Origin of the sequence: Micromonospora haikouensis, from assembly GCF_000876225.1 — a bacterium.
Taxonomy (GTDB): Bacteria; Actinomycetota; Actinomycetes; order Mycobacteriales; family Micromonosporaceae; genus Micromonospora; species Micromonospora haikouensis.
Genome location: NZ_JXSX01000003.1, coordinates 2,330,743 through 2,348,348, shown reverse-complemented (window position 1 = coordinate 2,348,348; position 17,606 = coordinate 2,330,743). Strand labels below are relative to the sequence as shown.

The following is a 17,606-nucleotide window of genomic DNA, read 5'->3' as shown; positions in this document are numbered from 1 at the left end:
GCGCTCCCCGGGGTGAGGTCGACAGGTCGGCCTCCCCCTGAGTCGCACCCCGGGCAGGGCGCTCCACAGTGCCTGCCCACGTGGTCCTTCTGCCTGAGAGGTTCCGGGGAGGAAGCTGCCCCTTCGGCGCCGCCCCGAACAACTCGGGCGGTCTCTCCCACGCGGGGTACCGGCACCGACCACGCTACCAGCGCCACCGTTTCCGGCGGATGTCGTCCCCGGCGGGGATCACCCGCGCGTAACCCCGGCGTCGGCGCCCGACGCGGCCAGGGGCGCGCGGGGGGTGAGGCGGTCGGCGAGTTCCGGCAGCACCACGCCCAGCGGGGCGTCCACACGCACGGTGGCGTACCCGTCGCCCTGGGTGGGCCCCTGGTTGACGATCGCCACCGGAATGCCCCGTTTCGCCGCCCGGATCACGAACCGGCGCCCCGACATCACCGTCAACGACGAGCCGAGCACCAGCACCGCCCGGGCCCGCTGCACCAGGTCGAAACACGCGGCGACCCGCGCCGGCGGCACCGTCTCCCCGAAGAACACCACGTCCGGTTTCAGCATGCCGGTGCGACACCACTCACAGTCCACCGGCCGGAACCGGGCCACCTGCGCGTCGGGCAGGTTCACGTCACCGTCCGGGTTGACCGCCGCCACCGCCGCCGAGAACCCCGGGTTCGCCTCCCGCAGCCGCCGGTCCAGCTCCTCGCGGGCGGTGCGGTCGCCGCAGTCGAGGCACACCACCGCGTCGAGACTCCCGTGCAGCTCCACCACCGGCGTCGACCCGGCGGCCGTGTGCAGACCGTCGACGTTCTGCGTGATCACCGCGTCGACGAGGCCGGCGTGCTGCAACCGGGCCACCGCGGCGTGCCCGTCGTTGGGCGCCGCCCGGGCGATCGTGCGCCACCCCAGGTGACTGCGCGCCCAGTAGCGGCGCCGCGCCGCCGGGTCCTGCGTGAACGCCTGGAACGTCATCGGGGTGTGCCGGCGGGCCACGCCGCTGGGCCCCCGGTAGTCGGGGATGCCCGAGTCCGTCGACAGGCCGGCGCCACTGAGCACCACGACACCACCGCCGGTGAGCAGGCCCGCCACCGCGTCGATCGTCTGCGTCACGTCGTCCATGCTGCCTCGGCGTGCGTCGCGTCGGCGACCGCCGGCCGCGTGACGCTGCTCGCCCGCGGCCCCGGCGGGCTACCCGCCGAGGACCTGACGCAACTGCCGGTCGGCTTCGGCGGTCTGCTCCGCCTGCGCCCGCACCTGCTCCGCCTGCCCCGCCAGGTAGGCCTGCCACCGGCCCAGTTGCTGCTGCGCCGCCGCCGCCAGAGCCGCCTGCCGGCTCTCCAACTCGCGCACCCGCCCCAGCAGCCGCAGCTCCTCGGCGCGGGCATCCGCCGCGTCCGGGCGCGTACCGAGCAGCGCGCCGGCCCGCCGGTGCGCCTCGGCGACGATCTCCTCGGCCTGCCGCCGCGCGTCCGCGATGATCTCCGCGCCTTCCGCGCCGGCGTCCTCGATCGTCCGGTTCGCCTCCTCCTGCGCCCGCACCGCCAACTCGATCACCATCGAGTCCGGGCCCTGCGGGGCCGCGCTCGGCAGAGCCCCGTGCCGCAGCATCTCCACCTGCCGCACCAGCGTCTCGTTCTCCCGCCGCAGCCGCTCCAGCTCACCGTGCAGCAACCCGATCCGCTCGTCGGCCGACCGGGCCACGTCGGCGACCTGGTCGACCGGCAGCCAGTCACCCCCACGGAACCGGCGGGCCGTCAACGTGCCCACCACCCTGGCCGTACCGCCATGGTCACCCGCGTCGATGCTCATCGCACCCCCGTCGCGCTGAAGTCCCGCACCGCCACCGCGGCGGCTGAACCGGCCAGCGGCGGATACTGGCAGTGGTCGTAGGCCTCGGCCAGGATCCGGTGCGGGGCCACCCCCGACCCGAGCAGCGCCCCGATCGTCTCGCGCGTCATCTCCGGGCTGCCGCACACCAGCACGTCGGCCTCCTCCCACGGCCCCAGCCGCACCGCCGTGTCGCCTGCCGTGCCCACGGCCCCCGACCATCCCCAGCCGGTCTGCACCGTCGGCACGTACCGCAGCCAACCCGTCGCGTCCGCCAACTTTCGCACGGTCGCGTCGTCGTAGAGGTCCTCCGGGGCCCGGCCGCCCACCACCAACGTCGTGGGCCGCCCCGGGCCTGCCCGCAACGCCTCCACCACCGCCCGCAACGGCGCCAGCCCCGTCCCCCCGGCCACCAGCAGCAACGGCAGTTGCGGCGAACGGTCGTACGCCGCCAGCGCGGTGCCCGTCGGCGAGCCGAGCAGCACCTGATCCCCCACCCGCAGGCGGCGCACCAGATGCGTCGAGAAGCGACCCACCGCGCGCACGTGGAACTCGATCGTGCCGTCGGGGCGCGGCGCGTTGGCCGGTGACAGGTATCGCCAGAGCCGCAACTGCGGCACCTGCACCGGCAGCGACTGCCCCGGGAGGTACTCGCACAGATAGTTGGGGCGCACCGTGAACACGCACAGGTCCGCGCGGCGTCGCTGCACCGCGAGGACCTGCGCCTCCCACAGCGGCGGCGACGACCGTTCCGCGTCCGCCGCGCCGGCCAGCATCAGGCCCGACACCACCTCGTACGCCGTCGCCCAGTCCGCCCGCAGCCCCGGCGTCCACCGCGGCCCGAGGAACCGTTCCAACGTCGCCAGCAACGCCTGGCCCACCCAGCGGTAGTGCCCCTGGCCCAGCGGCACCACCCGGCCCTGCCGGTCCTCGCCCCGGAACCGACGGTGATCGGCGCCCAGCCGCCGCGTGAAGCCCGCCAGCTCCCGCTCGTCGTCGACGTGGCTCACGATGTGCCCCAACGCCGCCAGCAGCTTGTCCTCCTGGTAACGCATGTTCGTCGGGAACATCGACCGCACCTCCGGGGCGATCGTGAACAGCGTCGCGTAGAAGTACTTCGCCGCCTCCGGACCCGCCACCCGCAACTGCGCCCAACTCTGCCGCAACGCCGCGACGTCCATCCTCAGTCCTCCCGCCGGCGGGCCGCGTCGTGACGCCCCCGCAGGGTCGCCTCCGGCACGCCGGCCGATCCGTACGCCCGCGGTGCCGGCCACAGGTTCGGGTTCGGCACCCCCGGGTCGTAGTAGCGGTGGTGCACCGCGTGTAGAGCCGCCCATCCGACGCTGCCGTTGAGCCACGACCAGTCGCCGTGCACCGGCCGTCCCGCCCGCTCCTCCTGCGCGCAGAACCGCATGAACAACTCCGATTCGGTGTGCGGATCAGACACCCGCACCCCCGCCAGGCGGAACGAGTGCAACACCGCCTGGTTGATCACCAACGCGGCGTGTTCCCGCCACAGCGTGTCCTCCCGCGACGTGTCCAGTCCCAGCCCCCGGGCCACCGTCAGCAGTTGGTCGTACCGGTCCCGGTCGCCCATGTTGCGGGTGCCGATCTCGTCGCTGAGGTAGTGGCCGTTGAACGGCGCGCAGCTGTAGTCGACCCCGCCGACGCGCAACCGCATGTTGCTGATCACCGGCAACGCGTGCCACCGCAGCCGCAACCCCGCGAACCACGGATACGCCGGATGCGTCAGCGCAACCTCCCGCACCAGTTCCCGGGGCACCCGCACCAGCGTCGGATCCTCGTACGCCGTCTCGATCACCCACGGCAACAGGTCGAACCGGCCCGGCGCCGGCGGAGGCCGCCACCCCAGGGCCAGCGCCGCCTCCGTCATGGGCACCTGGGCGGGATCGCCCAGCACCGACCCGTCGGCGCCCCGGTGACCGCAGTAGCGGATCAACTGGTCGTTCCAGATCCGCGCCCGCGGCCCCACCCCTGGCCGGTCCGGTGCGAACACCGTCATCACCGACTGGATCCGGCCACCGTTGTCCGCCGCCGCCAGGTGCCGCGCCAGCTCCTCCGCGATCCCCGCCACCGTCGTCACGTCCCGGCGGTCACGCACCCGCAGACCGGCCCACCGCACCCGGCCCACACACCGCACCGACTGCCGCCACGCCACCTTCGCGCCGTGCGCCAGCTCCTCCCGGGTGTGCCGGTACGTGCCCGTCACGGCGATTTCCTCCCGCACCTGCGCGATCCGCGCGGCCACCCCCGGCAGCCGCCGCTCCGCGTGGAACAGATGCAGGAACTCGGTTGCTTCCGCCAGCACGTCACCTGCCGGCGCGGGCGGCGGCAACGGCGCGTGTGCCACCGGGCAGCCGGATCCACCCACGGCCCGCCCGCCGACGTCCACCAGGGTCACGCCGGCCTGACTGTCAGTCTGCACTTCGGTTCAAATCCGATCGTCGGGCGGCGCCGTCGCCACACCGTGGGTCGTCCCGTCCACCGGCCGGCGGCTCGCCACCGCACTCACCGACGGTGACGCGACCGCAGCGAGCCGCGAATGCCGCCCCATAGGATTCCTGGCAACGCAAAAGCTGTCAACCGGCCCGACACGTCCCGTGAACGCACACACACGATCGTCCTACATCAAAGCGGACCACCCGGGACAGTTCCCGACCGCCCGACCAGCGCCGCCGGCCGCCGTCGGCCCGGGGTCAGCCCGCGCGGCGGCGCGCCCGGCGGGCCGCCAGCTCGTCCTGCACGGCGTCGTCGCCCGCCGCCCCCGGCGCCGGCTCGGCCGGCTCCGCCGGCAGGTGCGACAACGACCCCTCGATCTCCTTGAACGCGCCGCCGATGGCGATGCCGAACACGCCCTGGCCGCCCTGCAACAGGTCGACCACCTCCTCCGGCGAGCGGCACTCGTACACCGTCGTGCCGTCCGAGATCAGCGTGATCCCCGCCAGGTCGGCCACCCCGCGCGAGCGCAGCGCCTCGATCGCCTTACGGATGTTCTGCAACGACACCCCGGCGTCCAGCAGGCGCTTCACGACCTTCAACACCACCAGGTCGCGGAACGAGTACAACCGGGACGTCCCCGACCCCGAGGCGTCCCGCACGCTCGGCACCACCAGCGTCGTGCGCGCCCAGTAGTCCAGCTGCCGGTAGGTGATGCCCACCGCGTGGCACGCGGTCACACCCCGGTAGCCCACCGCACCGTCACCCTCAGTCGCCGGCCCCGCCGGCACCACACCCGTCTCCTGCGCTTGCGTGCCAGGCTCGGGATCTCGCGGCTCGTGCATCCGGACCAACCTCCCCGCCAGTGCGGTGACACGTCGCATCCGGGACGTGCACCCCTCGACACGGCAACCCTATAGCGCCCTTGAAGAGTTACCGCGCAGGAACGGTCGCGACACGCCGCGCAGCCACGGCAAAGATCACCGACACGCCGGCAGGTCACCCACAGTGACCACCATCCGGTGGGTCGGGAAACGCGGTCAGCCCGCGAAGTCCTCCGGACGCACCTGCTCCAGGAACTCGCGGAACTTCTCCACCTCGTCCTCCTGCTCGTCCGGGATCACGATCCCCGCCTCGGAGAGGACCTGCTCGGCACAACGAATCGGCGCACCGACCCGCAACGCCAACGCGATCGAATCACTCGGCCGCGCCGACACCCGCACCCCGTCGTCACCGATCAACAGGTCGGCGTAGAAGACGTTCTCCTTCAGCTCGGTGATCTCCACCGCCCGCAGCGGCGCCTGCAGCGCCGCCAGCACGTCCCGCAACAGATCGTGCGTCAACGGCCGGGCCGGCTTGACCCCCTGCTGCTCGTACGCGATCGCCGTCGCCTCCACCGCACCGATCCAGATCGGCAGGTAGCGATCCCCCTCGACCTCCCGCAGCAGGACGATCGGCTGGTTGCTGGGCAGCTCCACCCGAACCCCGACCACGCTCAGCTCGCGCACCGCCGCCTCCGTGTCGTTGTCACCTACGCCCGTACCGCGACCTTCCCTGCACGGTACACGGACCGCGACACGCACATCCCATGCGCTACCCGCACGCCCCGCGCCAGAGAAGGGTTACCCCGGCAAGCCTACGACACGCCCCCGGAAGCCGACCCCGCCCACCGCGCCCGCCAAACGCCGCGCGGCCCGGGCCAACGCCCGGGCCGCGCGCACCACCCCAGGGTCACCGACCCAACGTCGAGCGCAGCCCCACGCGCACCAACGCCGCGTGCAACTGCTGGGACAACGCCACCAACTCCCGCGCCGTCTCCGCCGCCCGCGCCCGCGCCGCCGGGTCGCTCTGCCGCACCAACGGCGCCACCAACTGCGCGAACAAACCCACCTCCCGGTCCGCCGCCGTCCGGTAACCCCGCAGGTGCCGAGGCTCCAGCCCGTACGCCGCCAGACCCGCCACCGCCCGCGCGATGATCAACGCGTCCCCGTCGTACCAACCCGGCGGATCGGACACCAACACCCCGAGCCGCTCCAACTCGCCCAACGTCGACTCGTCGATCCCGCTGCGCGCGACCAGGTCGGACCGGCCCAACCGCACCTGGGCCGAATCCACCGGCTGATCCGCCGGCGCGGAACGACCGGGCACCTCACCGCCCGGGCCCACCGCCACCAGCGTCGGCCGCGACGGCGCCGGCCCGTCCTCCGCGTCCCACTGCGCCAACTGCTCACGGATCACCCGCAACGGCAGGTACTGGTCACGCTGCGCGGTCAGCACGAACCGCAACCGCGCCACGTCGTCCCAGCTGTACTTCCGGTAGCCCGCAGCGGTGCGCTGCGGCTCGACGAGGCCCTCGGCCTCCAGGAACCGCAACTTCGAAATCGTGACGTCGGGAAACTCCACCCGCAACTGCCCCAGCACCTCGCCGATGCTCATCAGCGGTTGCGCGCGGGCCGCACCGGGCGGCGTCGAAGCCGCAGGCTCGTTCACCCCCGGCCGGCCTCCTCCTCCGGGCGCGGACCGGCGATGAACACCACTCGGAACTTGCCGATCTGCACCTCGTCACCGTTGCTCAACGTGGCCGCCTCGACCCGCTCCCGGTTGACGTAGGTGCCGTTCAGACTGCCCACGTCCCGCACCGTGAACGTCCCGCCGTCCCGGTGGAACTCCGCGTGCCGACGCGACACGGTCACATCGTCCAGGAAGATGTCACTGTCCGGATGCCGGCCACTCGTCGTCACGTCGTGATCCAGCAGGAACCGGGCGCCCGCGTTCGGGCCCCGACGAACCACCAGCAGCGCCATACCCGGCGGCAACGAACCGGACATCCGGCTCGGCACCACATCGGTGTCCGGCCCCTCCAGCACTTCGTCGAGCGAACCGAGATTGAGCGTCGAAGTGACGTCGAGCGGGGGGAACTCGTCGTCTGGCCGCGTCATGGGACCACCTCACGGATCTGTTTCGCGTCGGCGTCGGGTGATTCGGGTCTGGCCGCCGGGCAGCACACCCGGCGGCTGGCTCCCCGTGCCCGGAAAGGCAATTCCGCAACGCTCAACTTATGGGTTCTCGGTCGACTGGGCGAGCCTAGCCAGCGCCGAAATGCAGGGCAACCGGACGCGCGGCACGAACACCACACGCCCAACGGGCACTCAGCTCTCGGTGAGCTCGCGGTAAGCCCCGGCGGTCAGCAGCCCGTCCACCGCCGCCGGATCACCCGGCGTGATCTCCACCAGCCAACCCGCACCGTACGGATCAGAGTTGATCACCTCCGGAGTGTCCACCAACGCCTCGTTCCGCGCCGCCACGACCCCGCTCACCGGGGCGTAGATCTCGGACACGCTCTTGGTCGACTCGATCTCACCCAACGAGTCGCCCGCGGCCACCTCCGCGCCCTCCTCGGGCAACTGGACGAAGACGATGTCACCCAGCGCGTCCTGTGCGAAGTGCGTGATGCCGACCCGGACCGCGCCCGAACCGTCACCCGCCACCCACTCGTGCTCAGCGGTATACCGCAGATCCTCGGGAATCACCAGACGCGTCCTTCATCGTCGTGCCGACCAGTGGTGCGCCGGCGGACCGGCGCGGGCCGCACCGGTCAGGAGACCGGACGGGCGTGCTCCAACTTCACGGGCGCGTGCAGCGCCGACACGTCGGCCACCTCACGATCCTCGACGATCACGTTACCGCCGTCACCGGCGACCGACGCGGCCACCCCGCCCGGAATCTTCAACGCCGTCGCCATCGTCGTCGGATCACCGATCACCGTGATCGTGAACGGCCCCGACAACCGGCGTCCGTCGACCACCAGATCCCCGCCCGAGCCGTCCAGGAAGTACGTCGAGGCGATGATCCGCACCGCCGCGCCGTCGCCGCCCGAGATCTGCATCGCCTCCGCGCCCGCACCCCGCAGCTCCTGCACCGCATCCAGCACCCGGTACGCCGAGATCGGCTTCGACCCGGCCTCGAAGCGCACGCTCAACCCCGGCCCCCGCGCCGGCAGCGTCCCCGCCAGGATGCCCAGCTCGTCGGCCCGCCGCGTCGCCTCCTGCAGCGCCGCCTGCCGCCCCTGCTCACCCGAGCGCAACTGCCGCTGGCTCTCCTCCAACGCCTCGATGTCCTGGCGCAGCCGCTTCTCCCGCGAATCCAGATCCGAGAAGATCCGCACCAGGTCCTCCTGGCGGGTCGCCGCCGACGTCGGATCCGTCGACGTCGTGCGCAACTGCACCACCAGGGTGAACCCCAACAGGCCCAGCAACAACGCGATCATCGCCCCGGCCGACGTGAAGCGCCGCGCCACCGCGGCCGGCCCCGTCGGCGGGGTCTGCTCCGCGCCCGCCGGCGCGGTCACCGACGACAGGTCCACCGTCACCGCGTCGCCGGCGTCCGGCTCGTCCGGCGGCGACTGGCGGCCCGGCGGCTCACCCTGCGGCGAAAGCGGCGACATCTCGTCGGAATCCGGTGCCCCCGGCCGCGGGTCCGGCCCGGTGGGCCGGCCCGGAACCGCCGGCTGCGGCCACCCCGTGCCCGTCTCGGACTGCTCCTCGCTCATCGCCTCGAGCCTACGCCCGGAACAGGTGGCGACGGATCGCCGCCACGTTGCCGAAGATCCGCACCCCGAGCACCACCACCACGCCGGTGGACAACTGCCCACCCACGCCCAACTGGTCACCCAGATACACGATCAGACCCGCCACCAGCACGTTCGAGATGAACGACACCACGAACTGCTTGTCGTCGAAGATCCGGTCCAGCTTCGCCCGCACCCCGCCGAACACGGCGTCCAACGCCGCCACCACCGCGATCGGCAGATACGGCTGCAACGCCGCGGGAACCGTGGGATCGAGGTACACCCCGAGCACCACCCCGGCGAGCAACGCCAGCACCGCGATCATCGGCCACCTCCGGAAGGACTGGGAGACGAACCAGAGCCGGACGGCTCAGGACCGGACGAACCCTCGACGCCCGAACCCGACACGGACGGGCTCGGACTGACCGAAGGCTCGGCGTAGCGTAGCCGTGGCTCCGGCGCCGCCGGCAGGGTGAGGTCCTCCACCTCCCGGACCTGGAACGACAGCCCCACCGAGTTCACCAGCTCCCGCATCAGGAACGCGGCCCGGCTGTCGTCGAACCGGTCCCGCAGCGAGCCCGGCCCGATCGCCGACACCTCGTACGGCCCCGTCACCGGCCGGAAGTCCACCAGGATCGCCGCGCCCGCCGACCGGATCGTCGACGTCGCCGTCAACCGTTGGCCGTTGATCGCCACCGCCTCCGCGCCCGCCGCCCACAGGTCGTTGGCCACCTTCTGCAGATCCGTGTACAGCACCCGCGGCGGCCCGCCCTCGGAGCCGGTCACCGCCCCGTCGTCCTTCGGCGGTGCGTCCGCCAACCGCACCACCACGCCGTCGCCGCGCACCCGCCCCAGGCCGGTGCCCGCCTCCAGCCGCCGCAACCGCGACGCCTGCGAGCCGCTGAGCGCCGCGTCCCGCTGCCGGCCGACCTCCTCCCGCAGCCGGTCGGCCCGGGCCGCCATCTCGTCGGTCTCCGCCTCGCGCTCCTTGATCTGCGCCACCAGGTCCGCCCGCGCCTTGCTGCGCCCCGGCTCCTCCGCCATCGTCTGCCGGTACGCCACGGCGAACAGGAACCCCAACGCCACGAGCACCACCAGGCTGACCGACCGCGCCGACCGGCCGCGCCACCCCGACGGCGGCGCGTCCCGGCGCCGGGCCGCCGCGTCGGCGTACCCCGGGTCCAGCGGGTTGCGGAACAGCTCGGTCAGGAAGTCCGGCGCGTACACCCGGGCCGCCGGGCCGTCGCCCTGCGGGGCGTCGGGCCGCCGCTGCGGGGCGCTCACGCCGCCGCCCCCGCCGCCGGGGACCGCACCGCCCGCACCAGCCGCGCCGCCTGCAGCACGTAGAGCGCGCCGGCCGCCCAGTACAGCACCAGACCCCACCAGGCCAGCCCCCAGCCGACCGCCCCGGCCACCGTCGCCGTGACCGCCGACGTGGCGTGCGCCAGCAACAGGATCGGGAAGGCGGCCAGCAGCAGGAACGTGGCGGTCTTGCCGACGTAGTGCACCGGCGGCGGGCCGTACCCGTGCCGGCGCAGCACCCCCAGCGAGCCCAGCAGCAGCAACTCCCGGGCCAGCAGCGCCACGGTGAACTGCCAGGGCACCACCTCGCGGGCGGTGAACGCCAGCAGGGTCGCCAGGATGTAGAGCCGGTCGGCCAGCGGGTCCAGCAGCTCGCCCAGCCGGCTGACCTGCCGCAGGCGGCGGGCGATCCAGCCGTCGACCCAGTCCGTGGTGCCCCCGAGCGCCAGGACCACCACCGCGGCGACGTCGGCGTGGGCGACCAGCAGCAGATAGAGGAAGAGCGGCACGCCGAGCAGCCGGACGAAGCTGATCAGGTTGGGCAGGGTGAGGACGCGGTCCCCGGTCGGCGCGGCGTGCGGGCCGTGGGTCTCATCCGGGGGTGGGCCCCCCGCCGGCCGACGCGACACCGAACCTCCCTCCGCAGCACGGTCCGGCGCCCGGGACGGGCGCTGCGGAGGGACGTGCGCGTTGCCGGGCCGGCCGCCGCCGGCGCCCTCGGATCCCGGGCTGGGACCTCCCCTGGTGCGGCCCCCGATCGCAGGATCAGGGGCCGGTGAGTTGCGCTGCCACTATATCGGGCCTGGTTCCGGCTCCCGGCGGCCCGCGTTCGCCTCGCCGGGGCGGTCGCGTCAATGTGGCTCAGCTCACGTCGCGCCGGTCGTCGCGGCGCGACCACCCCGCGGTCGATCACGCCGGCGAGGGCCGGGGGCGCGGTCAGGCCGTCCGGGCGCCCGGCTCGGGTTGGGCCACCGCCGGCGCCGGGGCCGCCGCCTGGCCGAACGCCAGCAGCGCCAACAGCAGCTCGTGCTGCGTACGCGACGGCATCCGCTCCAGCACCGCGCGGACCGCCCGGTGCCGGCGCTCGGTGAGCTCCCGCAGCAGCGCCTCGGCCGCCGCCGTCGGCACCAGCCGCACCTCCCGCCGGTCCCGTGGGTCGGCGACCCGGCGCAGCAGCCCGATCGCCTCCAACCGGTCACACAGCCGGCTCGCCGACGACGGCACCACGTCGAGCAGCTCGGCGAGGCGGTTCACGTTGGTGCGGGGGCGGGCGCTGATCAGCGACAGCACCCGCAGCTGCGTGGGTGAGACCGTCATCTGGTGGCGGGAGCCCGTGGGGTCGAGCACGCGCACGAGCGCCTCGGCTGCGGCGTCGATCGCCGCGGCGAGATCCGGTTGCTCCACCCGACGTCCCCTGCGATGTCCGTGTCCCGCTACCGCCCCGTCACCGCGCCCCGCCGCCCGGACCGCCGGCCCGGCCGCGCCAGTCGAGGCAGACGACCACCGCGTCGTCGCGCAGATCGGCGTCGGCGTGGTAGGACTGCAGCCCGCGCATCACCGTACCAACTGCCTCGGTCGCCGGCTGCAAGCGCGTCGCGCGCATCGAGCGCGCCATGGCCCGCTCGCCGTACGGTTCGCCGCCGTCCGGCGCCGCCGCGTACACGCCGTCGCTGACCACGAAGAGCCGGTCGCCCGGTTCGACGGTGAACTCCTGCACCTCGTAGCGGGTCTCGGCGAACATGCCCAGCGGCAGCTGCTGCTCCAGCGGCACCCGCTGCACCGAGCCGCCCCGCAGCCGCAGCACGTGGGGCGAGCCCGCGTCCACCGCGCGGACCCGGCCGTCGGTGGCGTCCAACTCCAGCAGCAGCGTCGCCACGTGCCGCTCGCCGCGGTGCTGGAAGAAGACGGTGTCCGAGGCCAGCTCGGCCTGCTCGACCAGCCCGCCGCCGGAGCGGCGGGCGTTGCGCATCGCGTTGACCGCCACCGCCGTCAGCAGCGACGCCGACAGGCCGGTGCCCGCGCCGTTGAGCACGGTCAGCGCGAGCCGGTCGCCGTCGACGGACCAGTCGAAGTGGTCGCCGCCCACGGTGTAGGCCGGCTCCAGCTGCCCGGCCAGCAGGAACGCGCCGTGCGTGACGCTACGGCCCGGCAGCAGGTCCCACTGCATCTCGGCGGCCATGCTCAGCCGCTCGCGGCGGCGGGCCCGGCGGTACCGGTCGGTCCCCCGGTCGGCGGCGCGCAGCGCCAGCGCCAGCTCACCGGCGATGTCCCGGGCCGCCTCCACGGTCGACGCGGCCGGGGTGGCCGGCAGCTCGACCAGGAGCACGCCGAGGCGCTCGCCCCACACGGTCAGCGGCAGGTAGACCCGGCAGCGGCCGTCGTCCCCGCCGTCGAGGACCGGCTGCTGGCTGCTGAAGCAGCGCTGCGCCACGCCGTGGCAGGCGAGGAAGCCGGCGTCGGGCAGGTCCGGGTCCAGCACCGGCCACAGGCCGCTGATGCGGTAGTCGGCGACGAACACGTCGGTCCGGGACGCGCCGAGAGCAGCGCGGATGGCCCGGTCGGCGGCCTCCGCCAACCGGTCGGGCGGCGCCTCGCGCAGCGCGCGGGACACCGTTCCGGACGCCTCCGGCATGATCACCCTCCGACAACTCTTGCTGTAGGGCAAGCATCATACGGAGGGCTCCGGCCAGCCGGCGGGCACGGTCACCCCGAACCCCGTCGGGCGCGTCACCGGGCGCTGTGGGAGCCGCCGTCTCAGTCGGCGTGCCGGACGGCGAGCCCGCCGTGGAAGGCGTCGGGCAGGTCCGCCGGCGGGCCGTCGGGACGCCACCGGGTCACCGGGACGATGCCCTCCGGCGTCGGGGTCCACCGGCCGAGAAGCGGACCGAACGCCTTGGGCGGCCGCATCCGGAACGTCGGGCCCATCATCGCCAGGGCCTGCGGATACGCCGCCAACTCCTCGCTGTCGAAGTCCACGGCGAGGAGGCTGCCGGGGGCGGTGGCCGCGTACAGATCGTCGAGGGTGCGCCGCAGCGTCGCGTCGTCGAGGAACGCCGCGAGGCCGAGGAAGACCACGCCGACCGGGCGGCTGCCCCACCCCGGCACGAACCGGTGCAGCAGCGCCGGGTCGATCGTGGTGAGGTCGGTGGCGTCGCCGAAGCCGTAGCCGGCCCGGTCGCTGCCGGCCAGGATCCGCTGCCCGATGCCGACGGTGACCGGGTCCACGTCGGTGTAGAGCACCGTGGCCTCCGGCGCCGCCTCGTGCACGTTGCCGCGGGTGGGCACGCCCGCACCGAAGACCAGGAAGGCGTCCACCCCGGCGGCGGAGATCGCCCGCACGGCCCGGCCGAGGAACGCCCGCAGGTCGCGAAACAGCGGGGCGCACGGCCCGTACGCCCCCTCGAAGGCCCGGGCCGCCGCCACGTCGACCGGGAGGTGGTGCTCCCCGCCGAGCCAGAAGTCGATCATGCGGGCGGTGCTCGGCTGCGCGGCGTCGTCCATCGGCGTCCTTTCCCTGCGGAGAGTCCGGTCACCGTATCGGCCCCCGGGGCGTGGGCGGTATCGCCTCGGCGACGGCCGGCGGGCCGCGATACTGACCGCGGGCGCACGGCGAAGGAGGTACGACGGTGAACGCGGCCAACGGCGCGGCGGTGGTGGTCGGCGTGGACGGCTCGCCGTCGTCCCTGCGGGCCGTGGGGCTCGCCGCCGCGGAGGCGGCCCGCAGGGACCGGCCGCTGCGGGTGGTGCACGGTTTCATCTGGCCGCTGCTGCGGGTGCCCCTCGGCCCGGCGGCCGGCGCCCCGCCCGGCGCCGGGCTGCGCCAGCAGGCCGAACAGCTCGTGGCCGACGCCGTCGCCGAGGCCGAGAAGGCCGCGCCGGACGTCCGGGTCACCGGGGAGATCATCGACGGGGAGGCGGCCGCCGTGCTGGTCGGCGAGTCCCCCACCGCCGCGCTGGTCGTCGTCGGTGACCGAGGGCTGGGCGGGTTCGCGACGCTGGTGCTCGGCTCGGTGGCGGTGCAGGTCGCCGCGTACGCCGACTGTCCCGTGCTCGTGGCGCGCGGCGCGACGCGCCCCGGCGGGCCGGTCGCGGTCGGGGTGGACGGCTCCGCGCTGTCGCGGGCGGCCGTGGAGTTCGCCGCCGAGGCCGCGGCGGCGCGCGGCGTCGCGCTGCGCGCCGTGCACGCCTACCGGCACCCCGCCTCCGCCGGGCCCGGCGACATGCAGCCCCTCGTGTACGACGAGGACCGCCTGCGCGGCGAGGAACAGCGGGTGCTGGCCGACTCCCTGGCCGGTCTCGGCGAACGCTGGCCGCAGGTGCCCGTCGAGGCGCAGGTGGTGCGCAGGCGGCCCGTCGCGGCGCTCACCGACGCCTCTCGCGACGCCCAACTGCTGGTGGTCGGCGGGCGCGGCCACGGCGAGTTCACCGGCCTGCTCCTCGGCTCGGTCAGCCACGCCGTGCTGCACCGCGCCGACTGCCCCGTCGCCGTGGTGCGCGCACCGGCCTGAGCGGCGGCCGGGGGACGGTTGGCCGCGGCACAGGCGGGTAGACGACCTGCGCCAACGGCCCCACCACCGCGAGGAGGCGGCGATGCCAGGACCACGACCGGGCAGCAACGCGTACGACAAGGAGCGGGCGCGGCTGCGCGACCTGATCGAGAACTCCGGACGGGCGGCCGACTCCGAGGCCAACCAGGTCGCCAACCGGATCCTGCAGGACGACCGGGGACAACGCGGCATCGTGCGGGGCGAACGGACGTACGGCCCGAAGGGCGAACGCGAACCGGGCGACCCGAAGTGAACCGGACGCCACTGGTCGACGGGGCCGTCGCCGGCGCGGTCGGCAGCGTCGCGCTCAACGCGGTCAGCTACGTCGACATGGTGCTGCGCGCCCGACCGGCGAGCAGCACCCCCGAGGAGAGCGCCCGGCGCGTGGCCGGGCTGGCGCACGTGGACCTGGGACCCGAGGACCGGGCGGCCAACCGTCGCGCGGGCCTCGGGCCCCTGCTCGGGTACGGGCTGGGCATCGCCGCCGGCGCGGCGTTCGCCGTGCTGGTCGCTCGGCGGCGCACCCCGCCCCTGCCGGTGGCGGTCCTGCTGCTCGGCGGGGGCGTGATGGCCGCCTCCGACGCGTCGATGACGGCGCTGGGGGTGACCGACCCGCGTCGGTGGAGCCGCACCGACTGGCTGTCGGACGTCGTGCCGCACCTGGCGTACGGGATGGCGGCCGCAGCCACCTGGAACCGGCTGCGGCCGCCCTCGTCGCGGCGGGGCTAGTCGTCGCTGTCGTCGTCGGCGACCTGTGCCCCGGCCGGCCCGTACGGCGACACCTGACCGCGCGGCACGGTGCGGCCCCGGTCGCCCTGCGACGCGCCGCCGTGGCGGGGACCTCCGGACACGCCGGGGCCCTTGGAGTCCTGCACCGCGTCGTTGCGCGCGTTGCGGCGCAGCTCTGGCTGCTGCGGGTTCGTCACGGGATTCTCCCTTCCGGGTGGACGGCGCGGCGTGGGCCGCGCCACGTCGCGTCTACCCGCCACGGCACCCCCCATGCGCCGAGCTCCGCGCGGGTGGACGGCTGCGGCGTGGGTATCCCGCAGGCGTGGCAGACGATCGCAGGACCGCCCAGGCACTGCTGGAGCAGCAGGGCCGCACGTACGCGCAGGAGGCCGGCATCCGGCTCGCCGACCGGCCCGGCCCGCTCTACCAGCTGCTGGTGCTGGCCACGCTGTTGAGCACCCGGATCCGGGCGGGCGTGGCGGTGGCGGCGGCCCGGGAGCTGTTCGCCTGCGGCTACCGCACGCCGCAGGCGATGGAGGCGGCGAGCTGGCAGGCCCGCGTCGACGCGCTGGGCCGCGGGCACTACCGCCGCTACGACGAGCGGACCGCCACCATGCTCGGCACCGGCGCGCGGCTGTGCCTGGACCGCTGGCACGGCGACCTGCGCCGCCTGCACCGGGAGGCCGGCGGGTCACCGGCGGCACTGCGGCGGCTGCTCACCGAGTTCCCCGGGATCGGGCCGACCGGTGCGGACATCTTCCTGCGCGAGGCGCAGTCGGTCTGGCCGGACGTGCGCCCGTACGCCGACCGGCGGGCCCTGGCCGGTGCCGGGCTGCTGGGGTTGCCGGCCGACCCGCGTGGGCTCGGCGGGCTGGTCGACGGGGCGGACTTCGGGCGGCTCGCCTCGGCGCTGGTCCGGGTGGCCCTCGACGAGGACTCCGCGCGGGAGGTCAAGCGGGCAGCCGCCCGCTGAGGCCGCAGCGGGGCGCGGGGTCACTTGGCCGCGGTGTCGCTCGGCTTGGTCAGGTGCCAGGCCAGGGCGGCGGCCAGCACGGCGAGGATCACCACCCCGCCGGACACGCCGCCGCCGTCGTCGGCGCTGCGGCCTTTGCTGCCGAAGTAGATGACCGCGAGGCCGGCGAGCACCGCCACGACCGTCCGCATTCCCCGGTCCTTCATCCCCCGCACGGTACGGAGCACCATTCGCGCATAAGTGGGCGAAAGCCTCTTTTCACCCGACCGGGGCGGTGCCGGTCAGTCGGTCTCCAGGTCGTCGAGGGAGATCGCGTGGGTCATCAGCCAGCGGGCCAGGGCGGCCATCCCGAACAGCCACAGCGGGGCCGACTCGGTGGGGCCGTTCGTGGCGAAGATGGCGAAGCGCAGGTCCGGTGCCCGGTACGCCTCGATCCGCCACCGGTGGCTCTTGTCCCGCCAGACCGCCGAAGGGTCCATGACCGCCACGCTAGGCCACCCGTTGCCCGCCGGGGCCGCGCCTGCGAAACCCGCCCGGTCAGCCGGGGACGAGCGCGCCGCCGAGCAGCCCGCGCAGGGCGACCACCGCGAGGGACAGCCCCACCGTGGCCAGCAGGCTCCACCCCAGGCCGGCCCACCCGGACCGGCGGGCCGCAGCCGGCGGAGTGGACCCCTGCCGGCGCGACGGGCGCCAGCGTTCCCGGTGCAGCCAGGCGAGCACGCCCAGCCCGAACGGCAGCGAGCCCAGCCAGAACCAGAACCAGCGGGTGCCGACGACCGGGTCGGGGCCGACGACGAGCATCGCCAGCCAGCCCAGCGCCACGGCGGCGGCGAGCACCTCCGCGGCGGCGGTGATCCGGTGCGCGGGCGCGGAGGTGCTCGGCCAGGGCTCCGCGACGCGGGTCAGGCGGCCGTCCGTCCCGTCCGGCGTGGGTTCCGGGTCGCCCAGCGGCACCCCCACGTCGGCGTAGCGGATCCGGCCGTCGGGCAGGCTCCAGGCGAGCGTCGGGCCCCGCGGGCCGGGCCGCAGGTTCGGCGTCGTGCCCCAGAAGGCACCCGGGCGCTGCCAGCCGTCGCCGCGCTGGACGGTGACGACCCGGCCGGCGGCCACGTCCCTCCCCAGTTGCCCGACGTCGGACTCGCGGGGCGCAGCCCACCAGGCCAGCACCGCCCAGGCCGACCAGCCCAGCACCATCGTCAGGAGGAACACC

Annotated in this window: 24 protein-coding genes and 1 riboswitch; of the genes, 4 read left to right on the top strand and 20 right to left on the bottom strand. The window is 74.5% G+C overall.

Annotation, left to right across the window (positions count from 1 at the left end; translation table 11 throughout):
• Positions 1–71 precede the first annotated feature (71 nt).
• A riboswitch (glycine riboswitch) is annotated at positions 72–170 on the bottom strand.
• A 58-nt stretch (positions 171–228) separates the two neighbouring features.
• The 16 genes from TK50_RS31350 to TK50_RS31275 all read right to left on the bottom strand — a co-directional run bounded on the left by TK50_RS31350 (position 229) and on the right by TK50_RS31275 (position 13,648).
• Positions 229–1,113 carry an NAD-dependent protein deacetylase gene (locus TK50_RS31350; protein ID WP_043969123.1) on the bottom strand — a complete coding sequence of 295 codons (885 nt, stop codon included), beginning with the start codon at positions 1,111–1,113 and terminating at the stop codon, positions 229–231.
• Positions 1,114–1,182: 69 nt separating this feature from the next.
• Complete coding sequence (locus tag TK50_RS31345) at positions 1,183–1,803, bottom strand: DivIVA domain-containing protein (RefSeq protein WP_043969122.1); 621 nt, start codon at positions 1,801–1,803, stop codon at positions 1,183–1,185.
• Positions 1,800–3,002 carry a globin domain-containing protein gene (locus tag TK50_RS31340; protein WP_043969121.1) on the bottom strand — a complete coding sequence of 401 codons (1,203 nt, stop codon included), beginning with the start codon at positions 3,000–3,002 and terminating at the stop codon, positions 1,800–1,802. The genes TK50_RS31345 and TK50_RS31340 overlap by 4 nt, the downstream gene beginning before the upstream one ends.
• Before the next feature lie 2 nt (positions 3,003–3,004).
• Positions 3,005–4,192 carry a nitric oxide synthase oxygenase gene (locus tag TK50_RS31335; RefSeq protein ID WP_043969643.1) on the bottom strand — a complete coding sequence of 396 codons (1,188 nt, stop codon included), beginning with the start codon at positions 4,190–4,192 and terminating at the stop codon, positions 3,005–3,007.
• Between the two features lie 346 nt (positions 4,193–4,538).
• Positions 4,539–5,123: a MerR family transcriptional regulator gene (locus tag TK50_RS31330; RefSeq protein WP_043969120.1), complete on the bottom strand. Its 585-nt coding sequence runs from the start codon at positions 5,121–5,123 to the stop codon at positions 4,539–4,541.
• Between the two features lie 195 nt (positions 5,124–5,318).
• Positions 5,319–5,786: a bifunctional nuclease family protein gene (locus TK50_RS31325; RefSeq protein ID WP_043969119.1), complete on the bottom strand. Its 468-nt coding sequence runs from the start codon at positions 5,784–5,786 to the stop codon at positions 5,319–5,321.
• A 223-nt stretch (positions 5,787–6,009) separates the two neighbouring features.
• Positions 6,010–6,714 carry a transcriptional regulator FtsR gene (gene ftsR, locus TK50_RS31320; RefSeq protein ID WP_176734447.1) on the bottom strand — a complete coding sequence of 235 codons (705 nt, stop codon included), beginning with the start codon at positions 6,712–6,714 and terminating at the stop codon, positions 6,010–6,012.
• Positions 6,715–6,764: 50 nt separating this feature from the next.
• Positions 6,765–7,217: an oxoglutarate dehydrogenase inhibitor Odhl gene (gene odhI, locus TK50_RS31315; protein ID WP_007071101.1), complete on the bottom strand. Its 453-nt coding sequence runs from the start codon at positions 7,215–7,217 to the stop codon at positions 6,765–6,767.
• A gap of 210 nt (positions 7,218–7,427) precedes the next feature.
• On the bottom strand, positions 7,428–7,808 hold the full coding sequence (gene gcvH / locus TK50_RS31310; protein ID WP_043969117.1) for a glycine cleavage system protein GcvH: 381 nt from the start codon (positions 7,806–7,808) through the stop codon (positions 7,428–7,430).
• A 65-nt stretch (positions 7,809–7,873) separates the two neighbouring features.
• The gene (locus TK50_RS31305; RefSeq protein WP_043969116.1) at positions 7,874–8,827 is read right to left on the bottom strand and encodes a DUF881 domain-containing protein; all 954 of its coding nucleotides are present in this window, start codon (positions 8,825–8,827) and stop codon (positions 7,874–7,876) included.
• A 10-nt stretch (positions 8,828–8,837) separates the two neighbouring features.
• Complete coding sequence (locus TK50_RS31300) at positions 8,838–9,170, bottom strand: small basic family protein (protein WP_007071104.1); 333 nt, start codon at positions 9,168–9,170, stop codon at positions 8,838–8,840.
• Complete coding sequence (locus tag TK50_RS31295) at positions 9,167–10,129, bottom strand: DUF881 domain-containing protein (RefSeq protein WP_043969115.1); 963 nt, start codon at positions 10,127–10,129, stop codon at positions 9,167–9,169. The genes TK50_RS31300 and TK50_RS31295 overlap by 4 nt, the downstream gene beginning before the upstream one ends.
• Entirely contained in the window at positions 10,126–10,776 is a 651-nt protein-coding gene (gene clsA / locus TK50_RS31290; protein ID WP_043969114.1) for a cardiolipin synthase ClsA, read from the bottom strand. Before clsA ends, TK50_RS31295 begins: the two co-directional genes overlap by 4 nt.
• A 307-nt stretch (positions 10,777–11,083) precedes the next feature.
• On the bottom strand, positions 11,084–11,551 hold the full coding sequence (locus tag TK50_RS31285; RefSeq protein ID WP_043969113.1) for a MarR family transcriptional regulator: 468 nt from the start codon (positions 11,549–11,551) through the stop codon (positions 11,084–11,086).
• A gap of 40 nt (positions 11,552–11,591) precedes the next feature.
• Positions 11,592–12,779, bottom strand: a complete 1,188-nt coding sequence (locus TK50_RS31280; RefSeq protein ID WP_043969642.1) for a PP2C family protein-serine/threonine phosphatase — start codon at positions 12,777–12,779, stop codon at positions 11,592–11,594.
• Between the two features lie 122 nt (positions 12,780–12,901).
• A complete protein-coding gene (locus TK50_RS31275) occupies positions 12,902–13,648 on the bottom strand; it encodes an SAM-dependent methyltransferase (protein WP_043969112.1) in 747 nt (248 codons plus the stop codon).
• 125 nt (positions 13,649–13,773) lie between these two features.
• On the opposite strand from TK50_RS31275, the gene TK50_RS31270 reads away from it, so the two are divergent.
• From TK50_RS31270 to TK50_RS31260, 3 genes are all read left to right on the top strand, one after another.
• A complete protein-coding gene (locus tag TK50_RS31270; RefSeq protein ID WP_043969111.1) occupies positions 13,774–14,655 on the top strand; it encodes a universal stress protein in 882 nt (293 codons plus the stop codon).
• Between the two features lie 82 nt (positions 14,656–14,737).
• On the top strand, positions 14,738–14,947 hold the full coding sequence (locus TK50_RS31265) for a hypothetical protein (RefSeq protein ID WP_043969110.1): 210 nt from the start codon (positions 14,738–14,740) through the stop codon (positions 14,945–14,947).
• Positions 14,944–15,423, top strand: a complete 480-nt coding sequence (locus TK50_RS31260) for a hypothetical protein (protein WP_043969109.1) — start codon at positions 14,944–14,946, stop codon at positions 15,421–15,423. The genes TK50_RS31265 and TK50_RS31260 overlap by 4 nt, the downstream gene beginning before the upstream one ends.
• Here the strand turns inward: TK50_RS31260 and TK50_RS31255 are convergent.
• Positions 15,420–15,620, bottom strand: coding sequence for a hypothetical protein (locus TK50_RS31255; protein WP_043969108.1), 201 nt, complete (start codon positions 15,618–15,620; stop codon positions 15,420–15,422). The genes TK50_RS31260 and TK50_RS31255 overlap by 4 nt on opposite strands.
• A 125-nt stretch (positions 15,621–15,745) precedes the next feature.
• Between TK50_RS31255 and TK50_RS31250 the strand changes: the two genes are divergently transcribed.
• Entirely contained in the window at positions 15,746–16,396 is a 651-nt protein-coding gene (locus TK50_RS31250) for a hypothetical protein (protein WP_043969107.1), read from the top strand.
• Between the two features lie 20 nt (positions 16,397–16,416).
• On the opposite strand, the gene TK50_RS31245 is transcribed toward TK50_RS31250, so the two are convergent.
• From TK50_RS31245 to TK50_RS31235, 3 genes are all read right to left on the bottom strand, one after another.
• Complete coding sequence (locus TK50_RS31245; protein WP_043969641.1) at positions 16,417–16,602, bottom strand: hypothetical protein; 186 nt, start codon at positions 16,600–16,602, stop codon at positions 16,417–16,419.
• Between the two features lie 75 nt (positions 16,603–16,677).
• A complete protein-coding gene (locus TK50_RS31240) occupies positions 16,678–16,875 on the bottom strand; it encodes a hypothetical protein (protein ID WP_043969105.1) in 198 nt (65 codons plus the stop codon).
• 58 nt (positions 16,876–16,933) lie between these two features.
• Complete coding sequence (locus TK50_RS31235) at positions 16,934–17,605, bottom strand: hypothetical protein (RefSeq protein ID WP_043969104.1); 672 nt, start codon at positions 17,603–17,605, stop codon at positions 16,934–16,936.
• Position 17,606: the final 1 nt, after the last annotated feature.

Bases quoted from the DNA above. Each gene is read 5' to 3' on its own strand.
- TK50_RS31350 (WP_043969123.1), bottom strand. From the start codon at position 1,113: ATGGACGACGTGACGCAGACGATCGACGCGGTGGCGGGCCTGCTCACC.
- TK50_RS31345 (WP_043969122.1), bottom strand. From the start codon at position 1,803: ATGAGCATCGACGCGGGTGACCATGGCGGTACGGCCAGGGTGGTGGGC.
- TK50_RS31340 (WP_043969121.1), bottom strand. From the start codon at position 3,002: ATGGACGTCGCGGCGTTGCGGCAGAGTTGGGCGCAGTTGCGGGTGGCG.
- TK50_RS31330 (WP_043969120.1), bottom strand. From the start codon at position 5,123: ATGCACGAGCCGCGAGATCCCGAGCCTGGCACGCAAGCGCAGGAGACG.
- ftsR (WP_176734447.1), bottom strand. From the start codon at position 6,714: ATGAGCATCGGCGAGGTGCTGGGGCAGTTGCGGGTGGAGTTTCCCGAC.
- odhI (WP_007071101.1), bottom strand. From the start codon at position 7,217: ATGACGCGGCCAGACGACGAGTTCCCCCCGCTCGACGTCACTTCGACG.
- TK50_RS31305 (WP_043969116.1), bottom strand. From the start codon at position 8,827: ATGAGCGAGGAGCAGTCCGAGACGGGCACGGGGTGGCCGCAGCCGGCG.
- TK50_RS31300 (WP_007071104.1), bottom strand. From the start codon at position 9,170: ATGATCGCGGTGCTGGCGTTGCTCGCCGGGGTGGTGCTCGGGGTGTAC.
- TK50_RS31280 (WP_043969642.1), bottom strand. From the start codon at position 12,779: ATGCCGGAGGCGTCCGGAACGGTGTCCCGCGCGCTGCGCGAGGCGCCG.
- TK50_RS31275 (WP_043969112.1), bottom strand. From the start codon at position 13,648: ATGGACGACGCCGCGCAGCCGAGCACCGCCCGCATGATCGACTTCTGG.
- TK50_RS31265 (WP_043969110.1), top strand. From the start codon at position 14,738: ATGCCAGGACCACGACCGGGCAGCAACGCGTACGACAAGGAGCGGGCG.
- TK50_RS31245 (WP_043969641.1), bottom strand. From the start codon at position 16,602: ATGAAGGACCGGGGAATGCGGACGGTCGTGGCGGTGCTCGCCGGCCTC.
- TK50_RS31240 (WP_043969105.1), bottom strand. From the start codon at position 16,875: ATGGACCCTTCGGCGGTCTGGCGGGACAAGAGCCACCGGTGGCGGATC.